Below are 23,944 nucleotides of genomic sequence, written 5' to 3' on the forward strand. Positions count from 1 at the left end.
GTCCTCGCGGCTTTCTACGAACCCGCAGCAGATGCACCCAACAATCGAGGCACCCACTCCCTCCCCCCAACCCCGATACGAAGCCGCCCTGCGGTTCGGGGGTGCTTGTCAAGGCATCTTTCCCGCCTTGACAAGCACCCCCGAACCGTCAGCACAATCAAACTTCGGGGTGCCCCACGCAACCCCTCTTTTCAGCGGCGAAGCCGCTCCTCTTTAAACCCTTCACTTCCCCTGAAAATGAGGCCGACGCTTCCCCACAAACGCCTCCACCGCCTCCGAATGATCAGCAGTAGCCCCAAGAGCAGTCTGCGCCGCATCCTCCGCAGCCAGCGCCTCCTCCAGCGAAGACTCCGCAGCCACCGCCAGCACCTCCTTGATCTTCGCGTAAGCCACCGTCGGCCCAGCCGCGAGCTTGGCGGCCACCTTCTGCGCCCGAGCCGCCAGCTCCTCGTCCGGCACGACCTCCCCGACCAGCCCGATCCGCAACGCCTCCGCGGAGTCCACCGTCCGAGCCATCAACATCAGCTCCGCGGCCCGCCCGTACCCGATCAGCCGCTGCAAGGTCCAGGACGCCCCCGAATCCGGCCCCAGCCCGACATTCGCGAACGCCATCAGAAACGACGACGACTCAGCCGCGATCCGCAGGTCACTCGCATACGCGAAGGCCGCCCCCGCCCCCGCCGCGGTCCCGTTGACCGCAGCGATGACCGGCTTGGGCATCCCGGTGATCGCCTTGACGATCGGGTTGTAGTGGTCGCTCACCGTGTGCAGCGGGGCCGGGTCGTTCGCCTGCAGCAGGCCGACGTGCTCCTTGAGGTCCTGTCCGGCGCAGAACGCCTTGCCGGTGCCGGTGAGCACCACCGCGCGGACGTCCGGGTCCTCGGCGGCCGCGCGCAGCTCGGCGATCAGGCGCTCCTTGAGCTCGACGGTCAGCGAGTTGTACGCCTCCGGCCGGTTCAGGGTCAGGGTGCGCACGCCGTCGGCGTCGGCGGTCAACAGGACGTCGGATGTGGTCACGAAATGCTCCTCTGAAGCTGCGGCTCGGGTTCTCGGTACTGAGTCTCGCACCCTCGGCGGGCGGCATACCAGCACCGATGCGGCGGCAAATGATCGGTCCGCGTTCGCGCCCGGGCGCTGATGAGGGACAATGGGGGACGAGACCCGGCTGGCATGGGAGTGCGCGACCCGGGCGCGCCGGTTGAGACGGAGGGAGCACGCTATGGCGGCCATGAAGCCCCGGACCGGAGATGGTCCCCTCGAAGTGACCAAGGAGGGGCGGGGCCTCGTCATGCGGGTGCCACTGGAGGGTGGCGGCCGGCTGGTCGTCGAGCTCTCCGCGGAGGAAGCGAAGGACCTCGGCGCCGCATTGCAGGAGGTCACTGGCTGACCTGCGCTCTCCCCGCTCTGTCCACTGTGCACCCCGGTCTCCTTTTGGAGGCCGGGGTCGGTTCGTCTGCGCCCTAAGGTTGCTCGCTGTGCGTAACTCGCTACCACCCGTTCCCACGAAGCTGCCCGAAATCGAGGTCGTCGCCGCGACGCGCCGCGGAGTCCCGCGAGCAGTGCTGGTCGCGCCGGCCGAGGCGGAGGACAGCGGGGCGAGCGGCCGCACTGCCGAAGTACGCGAAGTGCCCGAAGACGGCGATGGTCCACGCTGGCTCGCCGGTATCGGCGAAGGCGCGCCGAAGGACTTTCGACGGACTGGCGCCGCGTTGGCGCGCGCGTTTCGCGAAGCGGCGGAGAACCGTCCGATCCGGACAGTCCAGGTCGTACTGCCCGAGGACGCGACAGCGGAGCACGCGGCCGAGCTAGCGGTTGGACTGTCGCTGGGCGGCTACCGATTCGTGGTCACCACGACAGAGCCGAAGCCGCCTGTACCCGCCGTACGTCTCGTTGTCGCGCACGAGCGCGCTGTGCCCGCGTACGCGGAGGCTGTCGCTCGCGTACGCGTTCTCGCGGCGGCTGCTGCCTTTACGCGCGACCTCGCGAACACGCCGTCGAACATCAAGAACCCGGCGTGGCTGGCGAACACCGCGGCGAAGGTGCTGGGCGGCACGGTCGAGGTGACCGTGCGAGACGAGAAATGGCTCGCTGACAAGGGGTTCGGCGGAGTTCTGGCGGTCGGCGGCGGTTCGGTTTCGCCGCCGCGCCTGATCGAAATGACGCACACTCCGCGCGGCGCGAAGAAGCACCTGCTGTTCGTGGGCAAGGGGATCACCTTCGACACCGGCGGCCTTTCGCTGAAACCGGCCGACGGCATGCACCTGATGCGCACCGACATGGCGGGCGGCGCGGCCGTGATCGCCGCGATGCGCGCGATCGGGGAGCTGAACCTGCCGGTGCGCGTCACCGCGCTCGTGCCCGCGGCGGAAAACCACGTCTCCGGCGGCTCGTACCGGCCGGGCGACATAGTGCGGCACTACGGCGGCCAGACCACCGAGGTCGGCAACACCGACGCCGAGGGCCGGATGGTGATGGCCGACGCGCTCGCCTACGGAATCGCCCAGTTCAAGCCGGACCTGATCGTCGACGCAGCCACGCTGACCGGCGCGATGAAGGTGTCGCTCGGGCTGCGCACCGGCGGCTTCTTCGCGACCGACGACGACCTCGCTGCCCGGGTGCTGGAGGCCGGGGCCCGCGCGGGGGAGGCGTGGTGGCGGATGCCGCTGGTCGAGGACTACGCGACGGGTGTCGAGGGCGAACTCGGCGACGTCCGGCAGGCCCCCGGCGGTCCGGGCGGGATCATGGCGGCGCTGTTCCTGCGCGAGTTCACGGCGGGGCTGCCGTGGGCGCACCTGGACATCGCGGGTCCGGCCCGCGCGGACAAAACGTACGACGACGTGGTGCCGGGCGCGTCCGGGTTCGCGGCGCGGACGTTGGTGGAGTTCGTCGCTTCCTACGAGAGCTGACGGCCCTGCCGCAGCGGGTGGTGCCGCCGCGGCAGACCGGCGCGGGCTCGTTCTTGCCTGCCAGCGACCGATGACGACCTCGCCGCCCGGGTGGTTGAGGAGGGCGCCCGCGCGGGGGAGCGTCGCGGCGCGGACGCTAGTTCTTCCCCGCCGCCTCGTCCTCTCGACGAGTCAGCACGATCGGCTCCCCCTCGGTGATCGCCACCGTGTGCTCCGAATGCGCGGTGCGCGAGCCGTCCGCGGAGCGGATGGTCCAGCCGTCCGGGTCGTAGACGATCTTGTCCGTCGTGCGGGCCAGCCAGGGTTCGAGCGCGAGCGTCAGGCCGGGCCGGAGTTTCATGCCTCGGCCTGCCTTGCCGCGGTTCGACACGTGCGGTTCGCCGTGCATGGTGCGGCCGATGCCGTGGCCGCCGAACTCGGTGTTGACCGGGTAGCCGTAGCCGGTCGCGACCGCTTCGATCGCGGCCGAGATGTCGCCGAGCCGGTTGCCCGCGCGGGACGCCTCGATGGCGGCTTCCAGCGCTTCCTCGGTGGCCCGGATGATCCGCTGGTCCTCCTCGGCGGGCGTGCCGACGATGACCGTGCGCGCCGAGTCGGCCGCCCAGCCGTCGATGGTCACCGCGATGTCCGCGGTGAGGACGTCGCCGTCGCGCAGGGTGTAGTCGTGCGGCAGGCCGTGCAGGACGGCGTCGTTGACCGACAGGCAGATGACGTTGCGGAACGGGCCCTCGCCGAACGACGGCGCGTAGTCCCAGTAGCACGAGACGGCCCCGCGCCGCTTGATCATGCCGCGCACGTGGTGTTCGAGGTCCATCAGGTTGACGCCGACGTCGGCGAGCTTGCCGACCTCGGTCAGCACCTCGGCGACGAACCGCCCGGTCACGTGCATGCGGTCGATCTCCGCAGGCGTCTTCAGCTCGATCACGACTACCTCGCGTCTTCAGGTTCCGGTATTTCTATACCGGAAACGGTAGCACGGCACCGGGATACAAATACCACCCTGGCGGCTAGCCCGCCCTGCCGAGGACGTGGTCCCGGAACGCTTGCACGGCGGGCGAAAGCGGTTCGCCGGCGCGCCAGGCGAGCCCGATCGTCCGGTGGACCGGCGGGTGCAGCGGCACCTCCGCGACCCCGGCCGGGGAGCCGGGTTCGAAGCGCGGCAGGAGCGCGACCCCCAACCCGGCGCCGACGAGTCCGCGGACGGTGTCGGATTCCTGGCCTTCGAAGGCGACCTTCGGCGTGAAACCGGCGGCGGCGCAGAGGTCGTCGGTGATCCGGCGCAGGCCGTAGCCGGGTTCCAGGAGCACGAACGGCTCGTCGGCCAGCTCGGCCACGCGCACGCCGCGCCGGCCGGCCAGCCGATGCCCGGCCGGGACCGACAGGTGGATCGGCTGCCGGTCGAGCACGACGGTCTCCAGTCGTTCGTCCTCGACGACCGGGGCGAGCAGGGCGAGATCGAGTTCCCCGGACACGAGCCGGTTGACCATGTCCTGCAGCGAACCCTGCACGAGGGAGAACCGGGCCTGATTCCGGTACGTACGCAGCAACTCCGGCACCAGCGACCGGCCGAGCAGGTGCAGAAATCCCAGCACGACGCGGCCGCTCGCCGGTTCGATCTCCTCGCGGGCGAGACGGACCCCGGCGTCGACCACGGGCAGCGCGCGTTCCGCCGCGTCGGCCAGCAACTCGGCAGCGCGGGTGAGCCGGACGCCTCGGCCGTCGGGCACGGTCAGCGGCGCGCCGAGGGCCTGTCCAAGCGCCGCCAGCCGCCTGCTGACTGTGGGTTGCGGCACTCCGAGGAGCTCGGCCGTGCGAGTGACGTTTCCGGTGCTTCGCAGCGTGGCCAGCAGACATAGGTGCGGGACGAGCTGCGCGGTCAGGCTCTCATTCGGCACGGTATGAATGATGGCAGATCTACGTATTAGACGTATTGATTAGCGAAGCTTACTTTCAGGGGCATGCTTACCGCCGCCCGCCGGGTGAAGGTCGCGGTCGCCGCCGCGGGTTTCACGTCGTTCGCCCTGCTCTACGCCCCGCAAGCGGTTCTGCCGCAGCTCGCCGGGCAGTACCACCTCGATCCGGGCGGCGCGGCGCTCGCGGTGAGCGTGGCGACCGGCGCGCTGGCGATTTCGGTGCTGCCGATCGCCGCGCTGTCCGAGGCGATCGGGCGGCGGCCGGTGATCATCGCGTCCGTCGTGCTTTCCTCGGTGCTCGGGCTTCTGCTGCCGCTCATGCCGAATTACCCGCTGCTGCTGGTGTTGCGCGCGGTCCAGGGCGTCGCGATCGCCGGGTTCCCGGGCGTGGCCACGGCTTATCTCGTGGAACGGCTCGGCAAGACCGGCGTCGCGGCCGCGGTCGGGGCGATGATCGCGGGCAACACTGTCGGCGGCATGACCGGGCGGCTGGCCACCGGGTTCACCGCCGGTCCGTTCGGCTGGCGCGGCGCGTTGTATGTGGTGGCGGGGCTTTCCCTGGTCTGCGCGGTCGTGACGGTGGTGATGCTGCCGCCTTCGCCGGTCAAGACAGGGGAGCGGCAAGGCCTGCGCGACATCGGCGTCGGCCTGCTTTCCGCGGTGCGGCGGCCGGTTTTGCTAGCGCAGTACGCCGTCGCGCTGCTGGCCATGGGCGCGTTCGTCGCGCTGTACAACGCGGCGGGGTTCCGGTTGACCGGCGAGCCGCTGAACCTGTCGCCGGCGATCGCGTCGCTGGTGTTCGTGTCGTACGCGCTGGGCTCGGTTTCGTCGGCAACGGCCAACCGGCTGTCCGCGCGAATCGGCCGTCGGCAGGCGCTGGTCGGCGTGCTGGTGCTGACCGCGGTCGGCGCTCTGCTGACGATTCCGGACTCGCTGCCGCTGATCGTCCTCGGCTTCCTCGTGCTGACGACGGCGTTCTTCGCCGCGCACTCGATCGCGAACAGCTGGGCCGCGGCCGACGCCCCGGAGAACGCGCGCGGCCAGGTCGGCGGCCTGTACATGCTCATGTACTACCTGGGCAGCAGCGTCGGCGGCGGGGTCGGCAGCGTCGTCTACGGGAGGGCCGGGTGGAACTGGCTGATCGTGGCCGTCGTGGTGTGGCTGGGACTGGCCGTGGTGGCGGTGCGGGTGGGCACGCGGGTGCGCAGCGAGCGGCGCGTGCTGGTGGGGTCGTGAGCGGCTAGGCCGGGTTCTAACCGGCTTGAACACTCACGAGCAGGCCGTGGCCACCAGCAGCCCGCCGCCGACCGGCAGCAGCGCCGGGATCAGCCGGTCGTCCTCTCGGACCGCCCGGGCGACCTCGCGCAACGCCATCGTCTCCGGGTCCCGCCGCGCCGGGTCGGTGAGCCGGCCGCCGGCCAGGACCTGGTGGAACACGATCACGCCGCCGCGGCGCAGCAGGGCCACGCCCTGCTCGTAGTAACCGGGGTACTCGATCCGCGCGGCGTCGACGAACACCAGGTCGTAGCCGCCGGGCGTGAGCCGCGGCAGCACGTCCAGCGCGCGGCCGACGATGAGCCGCATCCGGCCCGGCGGATAGCCCGCTTCGAGGAAGGTCTTGCGCGCCGCGCGCTGGTACTCCGGTTCGACGTCGATCGAGGTCAGCACGCCGTCGGGGGCCATCCCGCGCAGCAGGTACAGCCCGCTCACGCCGGAGCCGGTGCCGACCTCCACGACCGCCCGCGCGGCGACCGTCGCGGCGAGAAACCGCAGCGTCGTGCCTGCTCCGGGGGCCAGCGGGGCGCACCCGAGGTCGACCGCGCGCAGCCGTGCCGCGGCCAGCACGTCGTCGTCGGGCAGGTACCCGTCGACCTGCTCGGCGCCGACCGCCCCGGTCTCGGCCGCCGCCTCTGTCCCCGAACTCACGCGCGAAGGTTAGCGCTGGTTGTCGATAAATCAGCGAAGGCTCCCTGGTATGCGCCTTCCGGCCCCGGTTAAGCCCCCCGAAAACCGGGTAAAGGCCAACTTCTCAGGCTGCTCTCAGATCGGTCTCATGAGTTCCATAAGGAAGACCGACAGACTGAGTCTCAACCGCACGGGAACACCGTGTGCCCGGCCCGCGTTGGCAGAGGTGAAGAGGAGTTGACCCAGATGGAGGTGCCTGCTCCCCTGATGCAGAACGCCGAACTGCCGGAAGCCGCTCCGGTGACCGTGGACGCAGCCGAGGCGGCCTGGACGCCGCCCTCGTGGGACGAGGTCGTGCGCGAACACGCCGACCGCGTGTACCGGCTCGCCTACCGCCTCACCGGCAACACGCACGACGCCGAGGACCTGACCCAGGAGACGTTCATCCGCGTCTTCCGGTCGCTCGCGTCCTACAAGCCCGGCACCTTCGAGGGCTGGCTGCACCGGATCACCACGAACCTGTTCCTCGACATGGCGCGCCGCCGCTCGCGCGTGCGCATGGAGGGGCTGCCCGAGGACACCGACCGGATCGTCGGCGACGACCCGAGCCCGGAGCAGCACTACAGCGACACCCACCTCGACCCCGACCTGCAGGAGGCGCTCGACGAGCTGCCCCCGGAGTTCCGGGCCGCGGTCGTGCTGTGCGACGTGGAAGGACTGTCGTACGAGGAGATCGGCGCGACGCTGGGCGTCAAGCTCGGCACCGTGCGCAGCCGCATCCACCGCGGCCGCTCGGCGCTGCGCGCGTCGCTCGAGCGCCGTCGCGCGACCCGGGAGGAATCTGCGAAGGTGTCCGTATGACCGGCTGGCGTTTCGCCGAATCCCATCTCATGCCCGACGCGGTAGTCGCACTGGTCGACGGCGAGCTGACGCCGGTCGCCCACGACCGCGCGCTCGCGCACGTCGCGCGCTGCCCGGGCTGCGCGGCCGAGGTGGCCTCGCAGCGGCAGGCCGTCGCGGCGGTGCGGGAGGCCGGTGCGCCGTCGATGTCGGCCGGGTTCCTGGCCAGTCTTCGCTCCATTCCGGAGCACACCGAGCTGCCGGGTACGCCGGACAATCTCGCGGTGACCGCTGACGGTCAGCTGGTGGCTATTCAACGGCCGGACCGGGTGGCCGGGCTGCGGGACGCGGGGGTGCTCGGGGGTGCGGCGCCGTTGGGAACAACCGCGCCGCTCGGGCAGTCGGCGAACGTGCTCGGCGGCGGTCGGTTCGCTTTCAGCCGGAAGCGCGCGGCGCAAGGGGCCGGGGTCGTGGTGTCGGGGCTCGTGCTGAGCGCGCTCGCGCTCGTCGGGACGGCGGCGGATAGCGGGGAAGGGGCTACTGGGACCGGACCGGTTCGGACGCCTAATGCGAATTTGCTTCCGGCGCAGATGAATGTGCCTAAGGGTGCTGAGCCGGAGGGGCCTGGGCCGGAGTCTGAGGGGCCTGAGGTTTTGCGGGCTGGGGCTGCGTTCGCGGCTCGGTGAGTCTCCTGGGGGCGGCTCGTCGCCTGGCGGCGACATTGCGCCTCGGTGTGGAGGCGGGCACCCCGATTTTTTAGTGTGACTACGGCGCTGGGGTGCTTGTCAAGGCGGGAAAGATGCCTTGACAAGCACCCCAGCGCCGTGTTTTTGGCTTCGTATCGGGGGCGGGGGAGGTGTGGGTGCCCCGCGTTGGGTGCATCGGCTGCGGTGTGTGTGGGCGGGGGCTTGCGCCCCAATGTGGCATTGGGTGCGTGGGATGCACCCAATGTGGCGTTCGGTGCGTGGGATGCACCCAATGTGGCGTTCGGTGCATTGCCAGGGGAGGGGCAGGGGGAGCGTGGGAGGGTGGGGGGCAACAGGCATTTCACTGCTGTCTGGGCAGACTCTTCCTTGGCTTGGGTATCGTCGACTCCTAGCCGACCTGAACCGCATCCCGGGGAATGATGACCGACCAGCCGAACGCTAATTCTGATCAGTCCGGTGCCGTCGGAACGGACCGGTTGGGGCCTCGGCCGCTTGAGCGGCCGGTGGTCGACCAGCAGCAGGCGGCTGTCTTCGGGCGTCCGCACGGGGTCGAGGGGGCGTTCGACAAGCTGTACACCCCGGTGACCAACGGGAACGGGGCGAAGCTCAATCTCGCGCCGCCCACGCCGGAGTCGCTCGCGGAGGCGTTCAGCCGTCCTCCGGGGGCGGAGGGGGTGCGGCTGCAGCGGCCGCTCGAAGCTTCCGGGGAGAGCGGCGGCGCTTCCGAGGATCCGTTGTGGACGGACACCAGCGATCCGTGGCGCGATCCGGCTGCCGGGGCGGTGCTGGCGGGGCCCGCGGTCGCGCCCGAGGACGACGAGACTGAGAAGCCGAAGCTGCCGAGCGGCGCGCAGTTGAGCTTGCCTGAGGTGTTGTTCGGGCGGCGGGTGCAGCCGAAGGCGTTGGCCATGCTGGGCGTCGTCGCGTTGCTGATCGGCGCGGTGGGCGGGCTGGTCGGCTGGTGGGTCGCGGACACCGGCTCCGCGTTGACCGGCAGCGCCACGATTTCCGAGGCGGAGGCGGCCAAGGAGCGGCCCCCGGGATCGCTCGCGGACATCGCGCGGCGGGTGTCGCCCGCGGTGGTTTCGCTCGAGGTGGTCAAGCCGGGCGCGGACAGCGGTGAGCAGGGCTCCGGCGTGGTGATCGACCCGCAGGGGTACGTGCTCACCAACGAGCACGTGGTCGCGAGCGCGGTCGGGGACGCGGCAACGAAGATCACCGCGGTGTTCAACGACGGGACGCGGACCGAGGCCAAGATCGTCGGCGCCGATCAGAAGACCGACCTCGCCGTGGTGAAGGTCAACGTGACCAACCCGGTCGTGATGCAGATCGGGAAATCGTCCGATCTGCAGGTCGGGGACGCGGTGATCGCGGTCGGTTCGCCGCTCGCGCTGCAGAACTCGATCACCTCCGGCATCGTCAGCGCGCTCGACCGGCCGGTCACCGCGGGCGGCGACAACGGGGCGGCTCCGGTCACCTATTCGGCCATCCAGACCGACGCCGCGATCAACCACGGCAACTCCGGCGGCGCGCTCGTCGACTCGACCGGCGCGCTCGTCGGGATCAACTCCGCGATCCGCTCCTCCAGCTCCGACGGCGGCAGCATCGGCATCGGATTCGCCATCCCCAGCGACTACGCCATCAAGATCGCCAAGGCGCTGATCAAGGACGGCAAGGTCAAGCACGCCGACATCGGCATCAACTCGGCCTCGACGGTCGCCGGCTCGTCCACGATGGGCGCGCAGGTGCGCAACGTCGCGCCGGGCGGACCGGCGGCGGCCGCGGGGATCAAGGAAGGCGACGTGATCACCAAGGTCGGCGACCACGTCGTGCGCGACTCCGCCGAACTGACCGTCGCGGTGCGCAGCCACGACCCCGGCCAGGTCGTCCCGGTGCAGCTGGCCCGCGACGGCGCGCTGCTGGTGGTGGACGTCACGCTCGGCTCGGACTGACACCCGGTTCTTGCCAATCCGGCCTCAAGCAGGCCGACCCCCGCGCGGCACGCGACCGTTGCTACGAAGTCATTCGGCCGTGGCTGTGGCCGGGTTGGCAACGATGGCACAGTAGCTCCCGTGCGACGTTTGGGCCTGCCTGGACGCGAAACGGCCCGGGTAGTCTTGGACGGGGCAGCACCGAGCGGAGGTTTCACGGGTGTTCGACAGTGTCGGCTGGGGCGAGATCCTCGTGCTCATCATCGCGGGGCTTTTCATTCTCGGACCCGAGCGGCTGCCCGAAGCGGCGGCCTGGATGGCGCGGAGCGTCCGCAAGGCCCGCGACTTCGCGACCGGCGCGCGCGAGCAGCTGCGCGAGGAGATGGGTCCCGAGTTCGACCAGCTGCGCAAACCCCTCGAAGACCTGCGCGGCCTGCGCAATCTGGACCCGAAGCGGGTCGTCACGCAGCATTTGTTCGACGGGGATTCGGATCCGCTGGGGCTGAACGGGTTCCGGAACGAGTTCAACGGTTCGAACGGGTCCAATGGTTCGAACGGGGCGCCGACGATCAAACCGCAGACCGCGGTGCCGCAGCCGGAGCCGTTGAAGCCGGGCGAGCGTCCGCCGATCGACCCGGACGCGACCTGATCCCGGGGGCGGCGGGAAGCGCCGGTCAAGGTGGGCGAAGCCGACGCGCGACGCGCTGATCAGGCTGGGTAGCCTCAGGGCATCAGCTCAACGACCCTGGAGGTTCCCGATATGTCACGCCGTGCGGCTGCGCTGGCCGGAACGATCGCTGCGGCCGCCTTCGCCGTCGCCGGGTGCAGTGCCGACGACGAGCCCAGCACCAAGGCGCCCGCGACCTACACTTCGGTGCCCGCCCCGGCGATGCCGTCCTCTTCGGCCCCGTCGAACGCTCCGTCGAGCGCTCCGGGGAACGGCGGCGCCACCGGCGAGCAGCCGAACGTCAAGCGCGGCGCGCAGACCGGCGAGGCAGGCGTGGACGTGCTGGTCACCATCGCCTACCAGGGCGGGAAGGTCACGCCGCCGGCCGGGGTCGTCGACGTCAAGGTCGGCAACAAGGTGAAGATCACCGTGACGTCCGACCAGCCGCAGAACGTCGACGTCGAGGGCATGCCCGACAAGTCCGCCGACGTGTCCGCGAAGAAGCCCGAGGACATCGACTGGACCGTGACGAAGCCGGGCGACACCAAGGTGACGCTCCGCGAATCCGGCGCGCTCCTGGTGACTGTGCACGCCTCCTGAGGCCAAACGAAAAGAGGCGTGCCCCCGCGAAGGGGGCACGCCTCTTTTGCTGCGTAAGGATCAGCGACCGGCGGGGCTGACGTTCAGCATCATCCCGGCCAGCCCGCGCGCCCGGACCGACAGCTGCTTCGCCGCGTCCTTCAGCACCAGCGACGCCGGGGCGTCCGGTTCGGCCAGCACGATCGGCGTGCCCTCGTCGCCCTGCTCGCGCAGGCGCGGGTCCAGCGGGACCTGGCCCAGCAGCGGCACCGTGGAGCCCACCGACTTCGACAGCGAATCCGCCACCGTCTGGCCGCCGCCCGCGCCGAAGACCTCGATGCGCTCGCCGGTCGGGGTCTCCAGCCACGACATGTTCTCGATCACGCCCGCGACGCGCTGCCGGGTCTGCATCGCGATCGCGCCCGCGCGCTCGGCCACCTCGGCGGCGGCCTGCTGCGGCGTGGTCACCACGAGGATTTCCGCGTTCGGGATCAGCTGCGCCACCGAAATCGCGATGTCGCCGGTGCCCGGCGGCAGGTCCAGCAGCAGGATGTCCAGGTCGCCCCAGAACACGTCGGCGAGGAACTGCTGCAGCGCCCGGTGCAGCATCGGGCCGCGCCACACGACCGGGGTGTTGCCCGGCGTGAACATGCCGATCGAGATGACCTTCACGCCGTGCGCCTGCGGCGGCATGATCATCGTGTCGACCTTGGTCGGCTTCTCGCGCGCGCCCAGCATGCGCGGCACCGAGTGGCCGTAGATGTCCGCGTCCACCACGCCGACCGACAGCCCGCGCTCGGCCATCGCGACGGCCAGGTTCACCGTCACCGACGATTTGCCGACGCCGCCCTTGCCGGACGCCACGCAGTACACCCGCGTCATCGAACCCGGCTGCGCGAACGGAATGACCGGCTCCGCCGCGTCGCCGCGCAGCGATTTGCGCAGCTCAGTGCGCTGCTCGTCGCTCATCACGTCCAGCTCGACCCGCACGTCGGCGACGCCGGGGAGCTTCGAGACGGCCTTCTTGGTGTCCTCGGTCAGCGTCGCCTTTAGCGGACAGCCCGCGACAGTGAGGTAAATCCCGACGGTGACCAGCCCGTCGTCGCCGACCGCCACGTCCTTGACCATGCCGAGGTCGGTGATCGGTTTTTTGATTTCCGGGTCGTACACGTCCTTCAGCGCGCTGCGGACGTCGTCGACGCTGGGGAGCTGCTGTGTACCAGTCACCCTTCCATCGTACGTACTGCCCAGTTCAGCTTTGTTTCGCCTTGCGCGGCTTGGAGTCCACGTCGAGATCATCGCGCAGCCGGTCGAGCTCGCTGCGCAGGTAATCGCGCGTCGCGACCTCCCCGACCGCCAGCCGCAGCGCCGCCAGTTCGCGGGCGAGGTACTCGGTGTCCGCCTTGGTCTGCGCGGCGCGCGTGCGGTCCTCTTCCAGCGACACCCGGTCCCGGTCGTCCTGGCGGTTCTGCGCGAGCAGGATCAGCGGCGCGGCGTACGCGGCCTGCGTCGAGAAGGCCAGGTTGAGCAGGATGAACGGGTACGGGTCCCACTGCAGCGACAGCGCGGCCAGGTTCAGCGTGATCCAGACGACCACGATCAGCGTCTGCCAGAACAGGTACTTCCCGGTGCCGAGGAACCGCGCGATCCGCTCGGTGAACCGGCCGAAGGTGTCCGGGTCGATGTTCAGCCGCAGGCGGGCCTGGCTGCGCGGTTGGTCGAGCCTGCGCCCGGTGCCGAGATCAGGCACGGTCCGCCTCCTCCAGGTCAGCGCTGTCGGCCCCGTCGGTGACGTCGTGCAAGCCGGTTTCCCGCCAGTCGTCGGGCAGCAGATGGTCGAGCACGTCGTCGACGGTGACGGCGCCGAGCAGGTGGTCCTCGGGGTCGACGACCGGGCCGCAGGCCAGGTTGTACGCCGCGAAATACCGGGTGACCTCGGACAGCGTCGCCTCCGGGCGCAGCGCGGTCAGGTCGGTGTCCACCGCGCTGGCCACCAGTTCGGCGGGCGGTTCGCGCAGCAGCCGCTGGAAGTGCACGACGCCGACGAACCGGCCGGTCGGCGTTTCGGTGGGCGGTCGGCACACGAACACCATGCTCGCGAGCGCGGCGGGGAGTTCGGCGTTGCGGATGTGCGCCAGCGCCTCGGCGATCGTCGCGTCCGGCGTCAGCACCACCGGTTCCGGCGTCATCAGGCCGCCCGCGGTGTCCGACGAATACGCCAGCAGCCGTTTGACCGGCGCGGATTCCTCGGGCTCCATCAGTTCCAGCAGCCTGCTCTGCTCGGCCGGGGCGAGTTCGGCGAGCAGGTCGGCCGCGTCGTCCGGGTTCATTGCCTCGAGGATGTCCGCGGCGCGTTCCTCGGCGAGATAGGAGAGCAGTTCCTTCTGGTCGTCCTCGGGAAGCTCCTCGATGACGTCCGCGAGCCGTTCGTCGTCCATCGCGTCGGCGACCTCGTGCCTGCGCTTGATCGGCAGGTCGCGCAGGGTCGCGGCGACGTCGACCGCGCGCATCGTGTCGAAGAGCATCAGCAGCTGGCCCGCGCCTTGCGGCTGTCCGGCGAGGTCGGTGAGCCCGAGCCCGGCGACCTCGTTCCACGGCAGCACCTGCATCGCGGTGCGCCGCCTGCCGAGCGCCAGCCTCGTCGACCGCTCGCGGACGGCGAGCTTCGCCAGCACCCAGTCCCGCGTGCGGGTCGGCTCCATCGCCGCGTCGACCACGGTCACCCGGGTCTCCGCGCCAGTCAGTGTCGCGTGCGCGTCGAGGAGTTGACCGCACACCAGGACCTCGTTGGGCCGCTGGTGGAAATGCCGCATGTTGACCGAACCGGTGGCCAGCGTCACGGCGTTCGGTTCGATCGACGTGACCCGCAGCATGGGCACGAACACCCGCCGCCGGGTCGCCAGCTCCACGACCATGCCGAGGATCCGCGGCGGCTGCTGGTCCAGCCGCAGCCCGGCGACGACGTCGCGGACCTTGCCGATCGACTCCCCGTCGGGCCCGAATACCGGCAGACCCGCGAGCTGTGCCGCGTAGACCCGGTTTGTGCCTGCCATGGCGCCGACACTATCGGCTGACGCCCCCGCGCGCTCGCGCCGCGACTCGGCGAATTCTCAGCTAGCCAGGGACCATCGGGTCAGCGCGGGCAGCGCGTCGGCGGACGGGCCGTCGTCGTCCTCGGGCAATCCGCCGAAATCGACCAGATCCTGGGCGTGCCACAGCCGGTTCTGCACCGCCCGGACGAGCGTCCAAGCCTTCGCGCGGTCGCGGTCCAGACCGCTCGCGGCGAGTTTCGAGTCCAGTGTGGATTCGCGGAACCGGTTCCACAGCAACGAAAGCGCGCCGTATTCGAGGTCGCCCGCCAGCGGCTTCGGGTCGATCACCAGCCACGGCTCGCGGGTGCCGGACAGCACGTTCTCGTAGTGCAGGTCCTCGTTCACCAGCGCGTTACCCGCTTCCGGGCCGAGATCGCGGCACACCTCAAGCGCCGCGTCCAGCTCGCGGCGGGGGAGCGGTTCGCCCAGCTCGTGCCAGGACTTGGGCAGCTCTTCGAGCAGTTCTTCCGCGACCCCGGACAGGGTGCGGGTGAGCCCGGCGGGCGCGGGCACGGCGAGCCGACGGGCGAGTTCGCTCATGATCTCGACGGCGGGCAGCAGCGGTTCGCCGTCCAGCGTCCGGCTGTCGTCGAGCCGCTCCAGCAGCATCGCGCCGTCCTCGGGTGCGGATTCGTGCAGCAGCACCGATCCTCGACCGGCCCATGTGGACAGTGCGAGCGGTTCGTCGCGCGATTCCTCTTCCACCCAGCCGAGTTTCAGCACGACGCGGGAGCCGTCCGCGCGCCGGGCGGGCTGCACGACGCCGACGTAGCCGTGCCGGGCGGTGTCCTCGAATTCCAGCTCCCACTTCCGGGCGTACCGCTGCGCGAGCGAGGGCAGCGACGCGAGCCACGGGACGGCTTCCGGACCCAGCACCTTGGGGGCGCGTTCGGCGAAGGCGGGCGGGATTTCCAAAACGGTCACAACGCCCATCCTGGTCGGCCGCGCAAACCGTTTCCGGGGCTGCCGTACGCGCGTACAGTGAGTGGATCAGGGTTTTGGCGAACCCGGGAGCTGCCATGATCGTCGAGATTGTCAGCGCGGTGGTCGTCGCGGGCGGGGTGTGGCTCGCCTCCGCGGTGCGCGTGGTCAAACAGTACGAACGCGGGCTGGTGTTCCGGTTCGGCCGGGTGCGCGCGCAGGTCCGCGATCCGGGGCTCGCGCTGCTGCTGCCCATCGCTGACCGCATGCAAAAAGTGAACATGCAGGTCGTGACACTGCCGGTGCCCGCGCAGGACGGCATCACCCGCGACAACGTCACCGTGCGGGTGGACGCGGTCGTGTACTTCAAGGTGGTCGACCCGGTGCTGGCCGCGGTCCACGTGCAGGACTACCGGTCGGCGATCGGCCAGGTCGCGCAGACGTCGCTGCGGTCCATCATCGGCAAGAGCGACCTCGACGACCTGCTGTCGAACCGCGAACGGCTCAACGAGGGCCTCGAGCTGATGATCGACAGCCCGGCGCTGGACTGGGGCATCCACATCGACCGGGTGGAGATCAAGGACGTCGCGCTGCCGGAGTCGATGAAACGCTCGATGTCGCGCCAGGCCGAGGCCGAACGCGAACGCCGGGCGCGCGTGATCTCCGCGGACGGCGAACTGCAGGCGTCGCACAAGCTCGCCCAGGCCGCCGCGACGATGGCGGACACCCCGGCGGCGCTGCAGTTGCGGCTGCTGGAGACGGTGGTGCAGGTGTCGGCGGAGAAGAACTCGACGCTGGTGCTGCCGTTCCCGGTGGAGTTGCTGCGGTTCCTGGACGCGCGGACCGACCCGGCGGCGAAACCGGCCGCGAAGCCGCCGGAGCCGCGCACGTCGGCGGAAGTGTCCCCGGACAAGGCCGGCAACGGACAGGTCGCCCCGCCCGAAAGCGAGGCGAGCGACGTGCCGGATCAGCGGTCGAGGTAGCCGTTCAGGCCGAGGACCAGCAGCGTCCCGAAGAACCCGACCCACAGCGCGATCGCCACGTAGCCGAGCACGACGGCCGACAGCGCCATGGTGCGCCCGCCTGCTTCGTTGCGGCTGGCCTTGGACAGCGCGACGTGCCCCATCGCGAGGCCGGGGACCGCGAGCACGAAGGTCGCCAGGCCGAGCAGCGAGCACACGAGCGCGCCGGTGGCGAGCCCGCTGTCGCTGGTGTTCGGGTACGGCTGGTAGGGCGCGCCGTACGGCGGCGGGGCCCGGAAGCCCGGGTACCCGGGTGGCGGCGCAAACGGATCCGGTTGCGCCGCAACGGGATACGGCGTCGCGGGCGGCGGTGCGGCGGGAGCCGGCGGCTCGCCGGGAAGCACCGCGACCGGGCCGGGATCGGGCGCGGTCCAGCCCGGCGGCGGAACGGGCGGGCCGGTCTCCGCGGGGGACGAGAGAGCGTCCGCCGGGGCCTCGTACGACGCGGGCTCGGCGGCGGCCGGCGGCTCGTACGGAGCGGGGTCCGCGGTCGGCGGCGGTTCGTACGGCGCCGGATCGCGGTCGGACGGAGTGGTCATCGGGGCTCCCTCGAGGTGCCGGGTTCGACGGCCGACGCTACCGGGTTTCCGGACGGCATCAGCCGAAAATCCCGGACTGGACCAGTGCGCGCACGATCAGCGGGGTGACGATGCTCCAGACGATCAGCGCGGCGTAGCCGATCACGAACCCGGCGAGCGCCAGCGCGCCGCCGGTGCCGCGGCCGCGCCGGGCCCGGTGGAACGCGACGTGCCCCATCACGATCCCCGCGACGGCCATCGGCGCGCACAGCACGAACCCGGCGATCGAGCAGATCAGCGACCCGAGCGCGAGCCCCGCACCGGGAGCCGGGCCCCGCGGCGGATAGGGCTGGTGCTCGTAGGACGGGTGCAGGTAGCCGTCGCGGCCGGAGGGCTCGTCCCGGTCCTCGCTGGCCTCGCTCATCGGGATCCTTTTCGCGGTTTCGGGTGGATCAGCACCTTATCCGCACCTTAACGGGGGAAACCGGGGCCGGGCGTGAGCACCCTCATAGCCGCTCGGGCGCGAACCAGTCATACTCCCCGGTAACCCAGCGCCGGGAGCCGGCGTCGCCGCCGAAGGGAGCCCAGTGATGGCCCGTCTTGCCCGGACCGCCGGCCTGACTGACGTGCAGCAGGAGATTCTGTCCACGGTGCGGTCGTTCGTGGACAAGGAGATCATCCCGCACGCGCAGGCGCTGGAGCACGCCGACGAGTACCCGGCGGAGATCGTCGAGGGCATGAAGGAAATGGGCCTGTTCGGACTCACCATCCCGGAGGAGTACGGCGGTCTCGGCGAATCGCTGCTCACCTACGCGCTGGTGGTCGAGGAGATCGCGCGCGGCTGGATGAGCGTGTCCGGCGTGATCAACACGCACTTCATCGTGGCGCACATGATCACCCGTCACGGCACGGCGGAGCAGAAGCAGCATTTCCTGCCCCGGATGGCGACCGGCGAGGTCCGCGGCAGCTTCTCGATGTCCGAGCCCGACCTCGGTTCGGACGTCGCCGCGATCAAGACCCGCGCCCGCCGCGACGGCGACGACTACGTGATCGACGGCGCGAAGATGTGGCTGACCAACGGCGGTTCCTCGAACCTGATCGCGCTGCTGGTGAAGACGGACGAGGGCGCGGAGAAGGCGCACCAGAACCTGACGACGTTCCTGGTGGAGAAGCCGTCCGGGTTCGGCGAGGTGCTTCCGGGGCTGACGATCCCGGGCAAGATCGACAAAATGGGCTACAAGGGCGTGGACACCACGGAAGCGGTGTTCGACGGCTTCAAGATCGGCGCGGGCAAGGTGCTGGGCGAGGCTCCGGGCAAGGGCTTCTCGTACATGATGGACGGCGTCGAAGTCGGCCGGGTGAACGTGGCCGCGCGGGCGTGCGGGATCGCGATCCGGTCCTTCGAGCTGGCGATCGCGTACGCGCAGCAGCGTTCGACGTTCGGCAAGCCGATCGCGCAGCACCAGGCGATCGCGTTCAAGCTCGCGGAAATGGCGACCAAGGTCGAGGCCGCGCACCTGATGATGGTGAACGCGGCGCGGCTCAAGGATTCCGGCGCGCGCAACGACGTCGAGGCCGGGATGGCGAAGCTGATCGCCAGCGAGTACTGCGCCGAGGTCACCCAGGAAGCGTTCCGGATCCACGGCGGCTACGGCTACTCCAAGGAATACGAGATCGAGCGGCTCATGCGCGAGGCCCCGTTCCTGCTGATCGGCGAGGGCACCAGCGAAATCCAGAAAACCATCATCAGCCGCGGCCTGCTGCGGGAGTACAAAGCCTGACCCCGCTTCGCCGGAGTTCGCGCGCTTCGCCGGTTCTTGACAAGATGGAATCCTCCGACCGGACGAGCGCAGGTGATGATGGTGAGCAGTCCCTTTGGCGGCGGTCAGGGCCCGGCCGGGCTGCCGAGGCTCCCGACGCCGCCCACCGGCTGGCCGATCGGGTCGTACTCGACCTACGGCGAGGCGCAGCAGGCCGTCGATTTCCTGGCCGAAAGCGAGTTCGCGGTCACCGACGTGACGATCGTCGGCGTCGACCTGATGCTGGTCGAACGCGTCATCGGACGGCTGTCGTGGGGCCGCGTGCTGGCCGCGGGCGCGATGTCGGGCGCGTGGTTCGGCCTGTTCGCCGGGCTGCTGCTGGGGATGTTCGTCAACCAGGGCGGATTCGCGCTGCAGTTGCTGACCGGGCTGGTGCTGGGCGTCCTGTCCGGGCTGGCGTTCTCCGCGATCGGCTACCGGACCTCGCGCGGCCGTCGTGATTTCTCGTCGGCGAGCCAGCTCGTCGCCGGCCGGTACGACGTGCTGTGCCAGCCGCGCAGCGCCGAGCAGGGACGCGAGCTGCTCGCCAAACTGGCGCTCCGCCCGCCGCCCGCCACCGCCTGACCTCACCCGTCCACGGGAGAATTTCACCCGTCTTCCCGATGGTTCGCGCGCACCTGGCTGAATCGTTACCGACCCTGCTTGCGGCCGGTGATCGCCGGGCATAGGTTGTCCGACACCGGTTGGCCGGTCGTGTCCTCCAGCGCGGCCTGCCGGCAACTGGCACGTCGGGGTGCTGGCTCGGGTCCGCCTCGCCGCGGCGTGCTTTCTGGGGGCGGCGCCGGAAGGCGCCGTGTGCACATGGGCGAGGAGGCTTGGATGGGGAAGATACGGCCCAGCGGAAAGAAACGGGGACCTACCCGCGCGGCGGCGCTGCTCGCGGCGGGTCTGGTCGGCAGCGGCCTGGTGGCCGGCTGCGGAACGGCGTCCGGGACGACGATCAACGTCTACTACTCCCCGGAGGACCATTTCCAGACGGTCGTCGACAACTGCAACAAGACCGCCGCCGGGCGGTACCGGATCGTCTACAACAAGCTGCAGCGCGGTTCGGACGACCAGCGGATCCAGATGGCTCGCCGGCTCGCCGCCGGCGACACGTCGATGGACGTGCTCGGCCTCGACGTCACCTGGGTCTCGGAGTTCGCCGAGGCGGGCTGGGTCGACGAGTGGACCGGCCAGAACAAGGCCGCCGCGTCCGAGGGCGTGCTGAAGGGCCCGCTGGAAACCGCGACGTATCAAGGAAAGCTCTACGCCGCGCCGAAGAACACCAACGTGCAGTTGCTCTGGTACGACGACCGGCTCACCCCGGCCCCGCCGAAGACGTGGGACGAGATGATGCAGATGTCGCAGCGGCTCAAGGGCGAGCGCAAACCGTATTCGATCGTGTTCACCGGCGCGCAGTACGAGGGCCTGGTCGTCATCTTCAACACGCTGGTCGACTCGCTCGGCGGGCACATCCTGTCCGACGACGGGAAATCCGTCGTGATGGACGAGGGCGCGGTGCAGGCGCTGGAGCTGCTGAAGAAGATCACGTCGTCGGGCATCACCGACCCGTCGCTGACGAACCAGAAGGAGGACGACGTCCGGCGGACGTTCCAGCGCGGAGACGCCGCGTTCGAGCTGAACTGGCCGTTCGTGTACGCCTCCTACGCCGAGGAAAAGCCGCAGGACCTGTCGCATTTCAAGTGGACGGTGTACCCGCAGGCGAAGCCCGGCATTCCGTCGAAGAGCACCATCGGCGGGTTCGACCTGGCGGTGAGCGCCTACTCGCAGCACAAGCCCGAGGCGTATGAAGCGGCGTTGTGCCTGCGCAGCAAGGAAAACCAGAAGTTCTCGGCGATCAACGACGGCGTGCCGCCGACGATCGAGTCGGTGTACCACGACGACGTCCCGGTGGACCCGGCGAAACCGGTGTCGGCGGACAACCCGAACATGGCCCAGAAGTACCCGATGCGCGACGCCATTCTGTCCGCGCTGAAAACGGCCGCGATCCGCCCGCTCACGCCGGTGTACCAGAACCTGTCCACGGTGATGTCGAAGATCCTCTCCCCGCCGGCGGCGATCGATCCGCGGACGACCGCGCAGAAAATGCGGGAACAGCTCGATGACGCGCTCCAGTCGAAGGGAGTGATCCCGTGACCGTCCAGGATCCCGCCGCGACCACGCACGAAGCGGCGCACCGCAAGGGAAAGCCCGCGCTTTCCGAAGGCAAGAAGGCGGAACGGCGGCTCGGGCTGTGGCTGTGCGCGCCCGCGTTCGTCGTGATGATCGCGGTGACCGGATACCCGATCATCTACTCGGTGTGGCTTTCGCTGCAGCGCTACGACCTGCGGTTCCCGGCGAAGCACGAGTTCATCGGCTTCGACAACTACGCCGCGGTGCTCACGAACTCCTACTGGTGGACCGCGTTCGGCACGACGATGTTCCTCACCGTCGTGTCGGTGGCGATCGAATTCGTGCTCGGCATGGGCCTCGCGCTGATCATGCACCGCACGCTCGTCGGCCGCGGATTGGTGCGCACCGTCGCGCTGATCCCGTACGGCATCGTGACCGTGGTGGCCGCGTTCTCGTGGTATTTCGCGTGGACGCCCAAAACCGGGTACCTGGCGAGCGCGCTGGGCGAAGGGGTCGCGCCGCTCACCGACCAGTGGCCGTCGCTGTTCATCATCATTCTCGCCGAGGTGTGGAAGACGACGCCGTTCATGGCGCTGCTGCTGATGGCCGGGCTGGCGCTGGTGCCGGACGACCTGCTGAAGGCCGCGGCGATGGACGGCGCGACCGCGTGGCAGCGGTTCACCAAGGTGATGCTGCCGGTGATGAAACCGGCGATCCTCGTCGCGCTGCTGTTCCGCACGCTCGACGCGTTCCGCATTTTCGACAACATCTACGTGCTCACCGGCGGCGCGCAGGACACCGGGTCGGTGTCCATGCAGACCTACGACAACCTGGTCAAGGGGCTCAACCTCGGGATCGGCTCCACGATGGCGGTGCTGATCTTCATCACGGTGGCGATCATCGCGTTCCTCTTCATCAAGGTGTTCGGCACCGCCGCGCCCGGCACGGACGACGGGGGGAAGCGCTGATGGCTATCGGAGGCGCGGCCACCACCGGCCGCAAGGTCGGCTGGGGCCTGCTCGACATCCTGGTGCTGGTGTTCGCGATCGTCCCGGTGCTGTGGGTGCTTTCGCTGTCGTTCAAGACGAAAGCGACGCTCACCGACGGCAATTTCATCCCGACCGAATGGACGCTCAAGAACTACGCGGACATTTTCCAGACCACCGAGTTCCTGCACGCGCTGGTGAACTCGATCGGCATCGCGGTGATCTCCACGCTCATCGCGGTGGTGCTGGGCACGATGGCCGCGTACGCGATCGCCCGGCTGGATTTCCCCGGCAAGCAGGTGCTGGTGGGGCTTTCCCTGCTGATCGCGATGTTCCCGCAGGTCTCGCTCGTCACGCCGCTGTTCAACATCGAACGCGGGCTCGGCCTTTTCGACACCTGGCCGGGGCTGATCCTGCCCTACATCACGTTCGCGCTGCCGCTGTCGATCTACACGCTGTCCGCGTTCTTCCGGGAAATCCCGTGGGAACTGGAAAAGGCGGCGAAAATGGACGGCGCGACGCCGGCCCAGGCGTTCCGGAAGGTGATCGCGCCGCTGGCCGCGCCGGGCGTGTTCACCACGGCGATCCTCGTGTTCATCCTCTGCTGGAACGACTTCCTGTTCGCCATCTCGCTGACGTCCACCGAGTCGTCGCGCACGGTGCCGGCCGCGTTGTCGTTCTTCACCGGGTCCTCGCAGTTCGAGGACCCGACCGGCCAGGTGTGCGCGGCCGCGGTCGTGATCACAGTGCCGATCATCCTGTTCGTGTTGTTCTTCCAGCGTCGCATCGTGGCGGGGCTGACGTCCGGTGCGGTGAAGGGCTGACCCATGGCTGAAATCGTTCTCGACAAGGTTTCCAAGCGCTATCCCGACGGCGCGCTCGCGGTGTCCGAAGTGGACATCACGATCGCCGACGGGGAGTTCATCATCCTGGTCGGCCCTTCCGGCTGCGGGAAGTCGACCACGCTCAACATGGTCGCCGGGCTGGAGGACATCTCCTCGGGCGAACTGCGCATCGACGGCAAGCGGGTCAACGAGAAGGCGCCGAAGGACCGGGACATCGCGATGGTGTTCCAGTCGTACGCGCTGTACCCGCACATGAGCGTGCGCGAGAACATGGCGTTCCCGCTGCGGCTGGCCAAAGTGGACGACAAGATCGTCCGGTCCAAAGTGGAGGAAGCGGCGCAGATCCTCGACCTGACCCAGCATCTCGACCGCAAACCGGCCAACCTGTCCGGCGGGCAGCGGCAGCGGGTGGCGATGGGTCGCGCGATCGTCCGCAACCCCAAGGCGTTCCTGATGGACGAGCCGCTGTCCAACCTGGACGCCAAACTGCGCGGCCAGATGCGGACGTCGGTGTCGAAGATCCAGAAGCAGCTCGGCACGACCACGCTGTACGTCACGCACGACCAGACCGAGGCGATGACCCTCGGCGACCGGGTCGTGGTGCTGCGGGCCGGGTACGTGCAGCAGATCGGTTCGCCGCAGTTCCTCTACGACAACCCGGCGAACCTGTTCGTGGCCGGGTTCATCGGCTCGCCGTCGATGAACTTCGTCCCGGCCACGCTCGAAGACGGGCAGCTGCGCAGTTCGCTCGGCACGACCCCGCTGACCGACCGGATCCGCAGGCTGGCCGAAGCGGCGAACGCCCCGCGCGAGGTGATCATGGGCATCCGCCCGGAGCACTTCGAGGACGCCGCCCTGGTCGAATCGGGCCGCGAGGGCGCGACGTTCACCGCGCACGTCGACGTGCTGGAGTCGATGGGTTCGGAGAAGTTCGCGCACTTCACCGTGGACGGCGAGGCGGCCACCTCGGCCGAACTGGCGGAACTGGCCGCGGACAGCGGTTCGGCCGACGTCCCCGGCGCGGAATCGCTGATCGTGGCCCGGCTGTCGGCCGAATCGGCGGCCGCGGAGAACCAGGACGTGCAGCTCTGGTTCGACGCGGACAAGGTGAAGCTCTTCGACCCGTCCGACGGGCGGAACGTCACCTACTCCGACTGAGCTGATGGTCCGTGAAGGG

At 69.7% G+C, this 23,944-nt stretch carries 25 protein-coding genes; 15 read left to right on the plus strand and 10 right to left on the minus strand.

Annotated features, from left to right (window positions below; genetic code table 11):
• Window positions 1-222 precede the first annotated feature (222 nt).
• Complete coding sequence (locus tag SSMG_RS03630) at window positions 223-1,017, minus strand: enoyl-CoA hydratase-related protein (RefSeq protein ID WP_009072891.1); 795 nt, start codon at window positions 1,015-1,017, stop codon at window positions 223-225.
• Between the two features lie 202 nt (window positions 1,018-1,219).
• On the opposite strand from SSMG_RS03630, the gene SSMG_RS03635 reads away from it, so the two are divergent.
• Window positions 1,220-1,387, plus strand: coding sequence for a DUF3117 domain-containing protein (locus tag SSMG_RS03635; RefSeq protein ID WP_005155393.1), 168 nt, complete (start codon window positions 1,220-1,222; stop codon window positions 1,385-1,387).
• 88 nt (window positions 1,388-1,475) lie between these two features.
• Window positions 1,476-2,906: a M17 family metallopeptidase gene (locus tag SSMG_RS03640; RefSeq protein ID WP_037712435.1), complete on the plus strand. Its 1,431-nt coding sequence runs from the start codon at window positions 1,476-1,478 to the stop codon at window positions 2,904-2,906.
• A gap of 136 nt (window positions 2,907-3,042) precedes the next feature.
• Here the strand turns inward: SSMG_RS03640 and map are convergent, their stop codons facing one another.
• Together map and SSMG_RS03650 are read right to left on the minus strand one after the other, a co-directional pair.
• Window positions 3,043-3,831, minus strand: coding sequence for a type I methionyl aminopeptidase (map, locus tag SSMG_RS03645; RefSeq protein WP_009072900.1), 789 nt, complete (start codon window positions 3,829-3,831; stop codon window positions 3,043-3,045).
• Window positions 3,832-3,913: 82 nt separating this feature from the next.
• Window positions 3,914-4,801, minus strand: coding sequence for a LysR family transcriptional regulator (locus SSMG_RS03650; RefSeq protein ID WP_009072902.1), 888 nt, complete (start codon window positions 4,799-4,801; stop codon window positions 3,914-3,916).
• Between the two features lie 63 nt (window positions 4,802-4,864).
• Between SSMG_RS03650 and SSMG_RS03655 the strand changes: the two genes are divergently transcribed.
• The gene (locus tag SSMG_RS03655; protein WP_009072904.1) at window positions 4,865-6,055 is read left to right on the plus strand and encodes an MFS transporter; all 1,191 of its coding nucleotides are present in this window, start codon (window positions 4,865-4,867) and stop codon (window positions 6,053-6,055) included.
• Window positions 6,056-6,088: 33 nt separating this feature from the next.
• On the opposite strand, the gene SSMG_RS03660 is transcribed toward SSMG_RS03655, so the two are convergent.
• Window positions 6,089-6,745 carry an O-methyltransferase gene (locus tag SSMG_RS03660; RefSeq protein ID WP_009072906.1) on the minus strand — a complete coding sequence of 219 codons (657 nt, stop codon included), beginning with the start codon at window positions 6,743-6,745 and terminating at the stop codon, window positions 6,089-6,091.
• 246 nt (window positions 6,746-6,991) lie between these two features.
• On the opposite strand from SSMG_RS03660, the gene sigE reads away from it, so the two are divergent.
• The 5 genes from sigE (at window position 6,992) to SSMG_RS03685 (ending at window position 11,469) form a co-directional block, all read left to right on the plus strand.
• The gene (gene sigE / locus SSMG_RS03665; protein WP_199786148.1) at window positions 6,992-7,585 is read left to right on the plus strand and encodes an RNA polymerase sigma factor SigE; all 594 of its coding nucleotides are present in this window, start codon (window positions 6,992-6,994) and stop codon (window positions 7,583-7,585) included.
• A complete protein-coding gene (locus tag SSMG_RS03670; protein ID WP_009072909.1) occupies window positions 7,582-8,250 on the plus strand; it encodes an anti-sigma factor in 669 nt (222 codons plus the stop codon). Before sigE ends, SSMG_RS03670 begins: the two co-directional genes overlap by 4 nt.
• A 524-nt stretch (window positions 8,251-8,774) precedes the next feature.
• The gene (locus tag SSMG_RS03675; RefSeq protein ID WP_009072911.1) at window positions 8,775-10,223 is read left to right on the plus strand and encodes a S1C family serine protease; all 1,449 of its coding nucleotides are present in this window, start codon (window positions 8,775-8,777) and stop codon (window positions 10,221-10,223) included.
• A gap of 199 nt (window positions 10,224-10,422) precedes the next feature.
• The gene (gene tatB, locus SSMG_RS03680; RefSeq protein ID WP_009072913.1) at window positions 10,423-10,851 is read left to right on the plus strand and encodes a Sec-independent protein translocase protein TatB; all 429 of its coding nucleotides are present in this window, start codon (window positions 10,423-10,425) and stop codon (window positions 10,849-10,851) included.
• Between the two features lie 111 nt (window positions 10,852-10,962).
• Window positions 10,963-11,469 carry a hypothetical protein gene (locus SSMG_RS03685; RefSeq protein ID WP_009072915.1) on the plus strand — a complete coding sequence of 169 codons (507 nt, stop codon included), beginning with the start codon at window positions 10,963-10,965 and terminating at the stop codon, window positions 11,467-11,469.
• Window positions 11,470-11,529: 60 nt separating this feature from the next.
• Here the strand turns inward: SSMG_RS03685 and SSMG_RS03690 are convergent, their stop codons facing one another.
• From SSMG_RS03690 to SSMG_RS03705, 4 genes are read right to left on the minus strand one after another with little or no spacing between them, the layout of a single operon-like run.
• Window positions 11,530-12,675 (minus strand): Mrp/NBP35 family ATP-binding protein, encoded by a 1,146-nt coding sequence (locus tag SSMG_RS03690; protein WP_009072917.1) that lies wholly within the window; start codon window positions 12,673-12,675, stop codon window positions 11,530-11,532.
• A gap of 25 nt (window positions 12,676-12,700) precedes the next feature.
• Window positions 12,701-13,198 (minus strand): DUF1003 domain-containing protein, encoded by a 498-nt coding sequence (locus tag SSMG_RS03695; RefSeq protein WP_009072918.1) that lies wholly within the window; start codon window positions 13,196-13,198, stop codon window positions 12,701-12,703.
• A complete protein-coding gene (locus SSMG_RS03700; RefSeq protein WP_009072920.1) occupies window positions 13,191-14,501 on the minus strand; it encodes a CBS domain-containing protein in 1,311 nt (436 codons plus the stop codon). Before SSMG_RS03700 ends, SSMG_RS03695 begins: the two co-directional genes overlap by 8 nt.
• A 57-nt stretch (window positions 14,502-14,558) precedes the next feature.
• Window positions 14,559-15,464 (minus strand): aminoglycoside phosphotransferase family protein, encoded by a 906-nt coding sequence (locus SSMG_RS03705; protein WP_037712441.1) that lies wholly within the window; start codon window positions 15,462-15,464, stop codon window positions 14,559-14,561.
• Between the two features lie 95 nt (window positions 15,465-15,559).
• On the opposite strand from SSMG_RS03705, the gene SSMG_RS03710 reads away from it, so the two are divergent.
• Window positions 15,560-16,444 (plus strand): slipin family protein, encoded by an 885-nt coding sequence (locus tag SSMG_RS03710; protein WP_009072923.1) that lies wholly within the window; start codon window positions 15,560-15,562, stop codon window positions 16,442-16,444.
• Here the strand turns inward: SSMG_RS03710 and SSMG_RS03715 are convergent.
• Both SSMG_RS03715 and SSMG_RS03720 read right to left on the minus strand, forming a co-directional pair.
• Window positions 16,429-17,022 carry a DUF4190 domain-containing protein gene (locus SSMG_RS03715; protein ID WP_009072925.1) on the minus strand — a complete coding sequence of 198 codons (594 nt, stop codon included), beginning with the start codon at window positions 17,020-17,022 and terminating at the stop codon, window positions 16,429-16,431. The two genes, SSMG_RS03710 and SSMG_RS03715, sit on opposite strands and share 16 nt — an antisense overlap.
• 58 nt (window positions 17,023-17,080) lie before the next feature.
• Complete coding sequence (locus tag SSMG_RS03720) at window positions 17,081-17,425, minus strand: DUF4190 domain-containing protein (RefSeq protein WP_009072927.1); 345 nt, start codon at window positions 17,423-17,425, stop codon at window positions 17,081-17,083.
• A gap of 166 nt (window positions 17,426-17,591) precedes the next feature.
• Here SSMG_RS03720 and SSMG_RS03725 point away from each other — a divergent pair, with 166 nt between their 5' ends.
• The 6 genes from SSMG_RS03725 to SSMG_RS03750 all read left to right on the plus strand — a co-directional run bounded on the left by SSMG_RS03725 (window position 17,592) and on the right by SSMG_RS03750 (window position 23,925).
• Window positions 17,592-18,782: an acyl-CoA dehydrogenase family protein gene (locus SSMG_RS03725; RefSeq protein WP_009072929.1), complete on the plus strand. Its 1,191-nt coding sequence runs from the start codon at window positions 17,592-17,594 to the stop codon at window positions 18,780-18,782.
• A gap of 81 nt (window positions 18,783-18,863) precedes the next feature.
• Window positions 18,864-19,385 (plus strand): general stress protein, encoded by a 522-nt coding sequence (locus tag SSMG_RS03730; RefSeq protein WP_199785787.1) that lies wholly within the window; start codon window positions 18,864-18,866, stop codon window positions 19,383-19,385.
• 255 nt (window positions 19,386-19,640) lie between these two features.
• Window positions 19,641-20,960: an ABC transporter substrate-binding protein gene (locus tag SSMG_RS03735; protein ID WP_037712444.1), complete on the plus strand. Its 1,320-nt coding sequence runs from the start codon at window positions 19,641-19,643 to the stop codon at window positions 20,958-20,960.
• Entirely contained in the window at window positions 20,957-21,904 is a 948-nt protein-coding gene (locus SSMG_RS03740; protein ID WP_009072933.1) for a carbohydrate ABC transporter permease, read from the plus strand. The genes SSMG_RS03735 and SSMG_RS03740 overlap by 4 nt, the downstream gene beginning before the upstream one ends.
• Entirely contained in the window at window positions 21,904-22,746 is an 843-nt protein-coding gene (locus SSMG_RS03745) for a carbohydrate ABC transporter permease (RefSeq protein WP_009072935.1), read from the plus strand. The genes SSMG_RS03740 and SSMG_RS03745 overlap by 1 nt, the downstream gene beginning before the upstream one ends.
• Window positions 22,747-22,749: 3 nt before the next feature.
• A complete protein-coding gene (locus SSMG_RS03750; protein WP_009072937.1) occupies window positions 22,750-23,925 on the plus strand; it encodes an ABC transporter ATP-binding protein in 1,176 nt (391 codons plus the stop codon).
• Window positions 23,926-23,944: the final 19 nt, after the last annotated feature.

Source organism: Streptomyces sp. AA4, from assembly GCF_000158875.1.
Lineage (GTDB): Bacteria > Actinomycetota > Actinomycetes > Mycobacteriales > Pseudonocardiaceae > Amycolatopsis.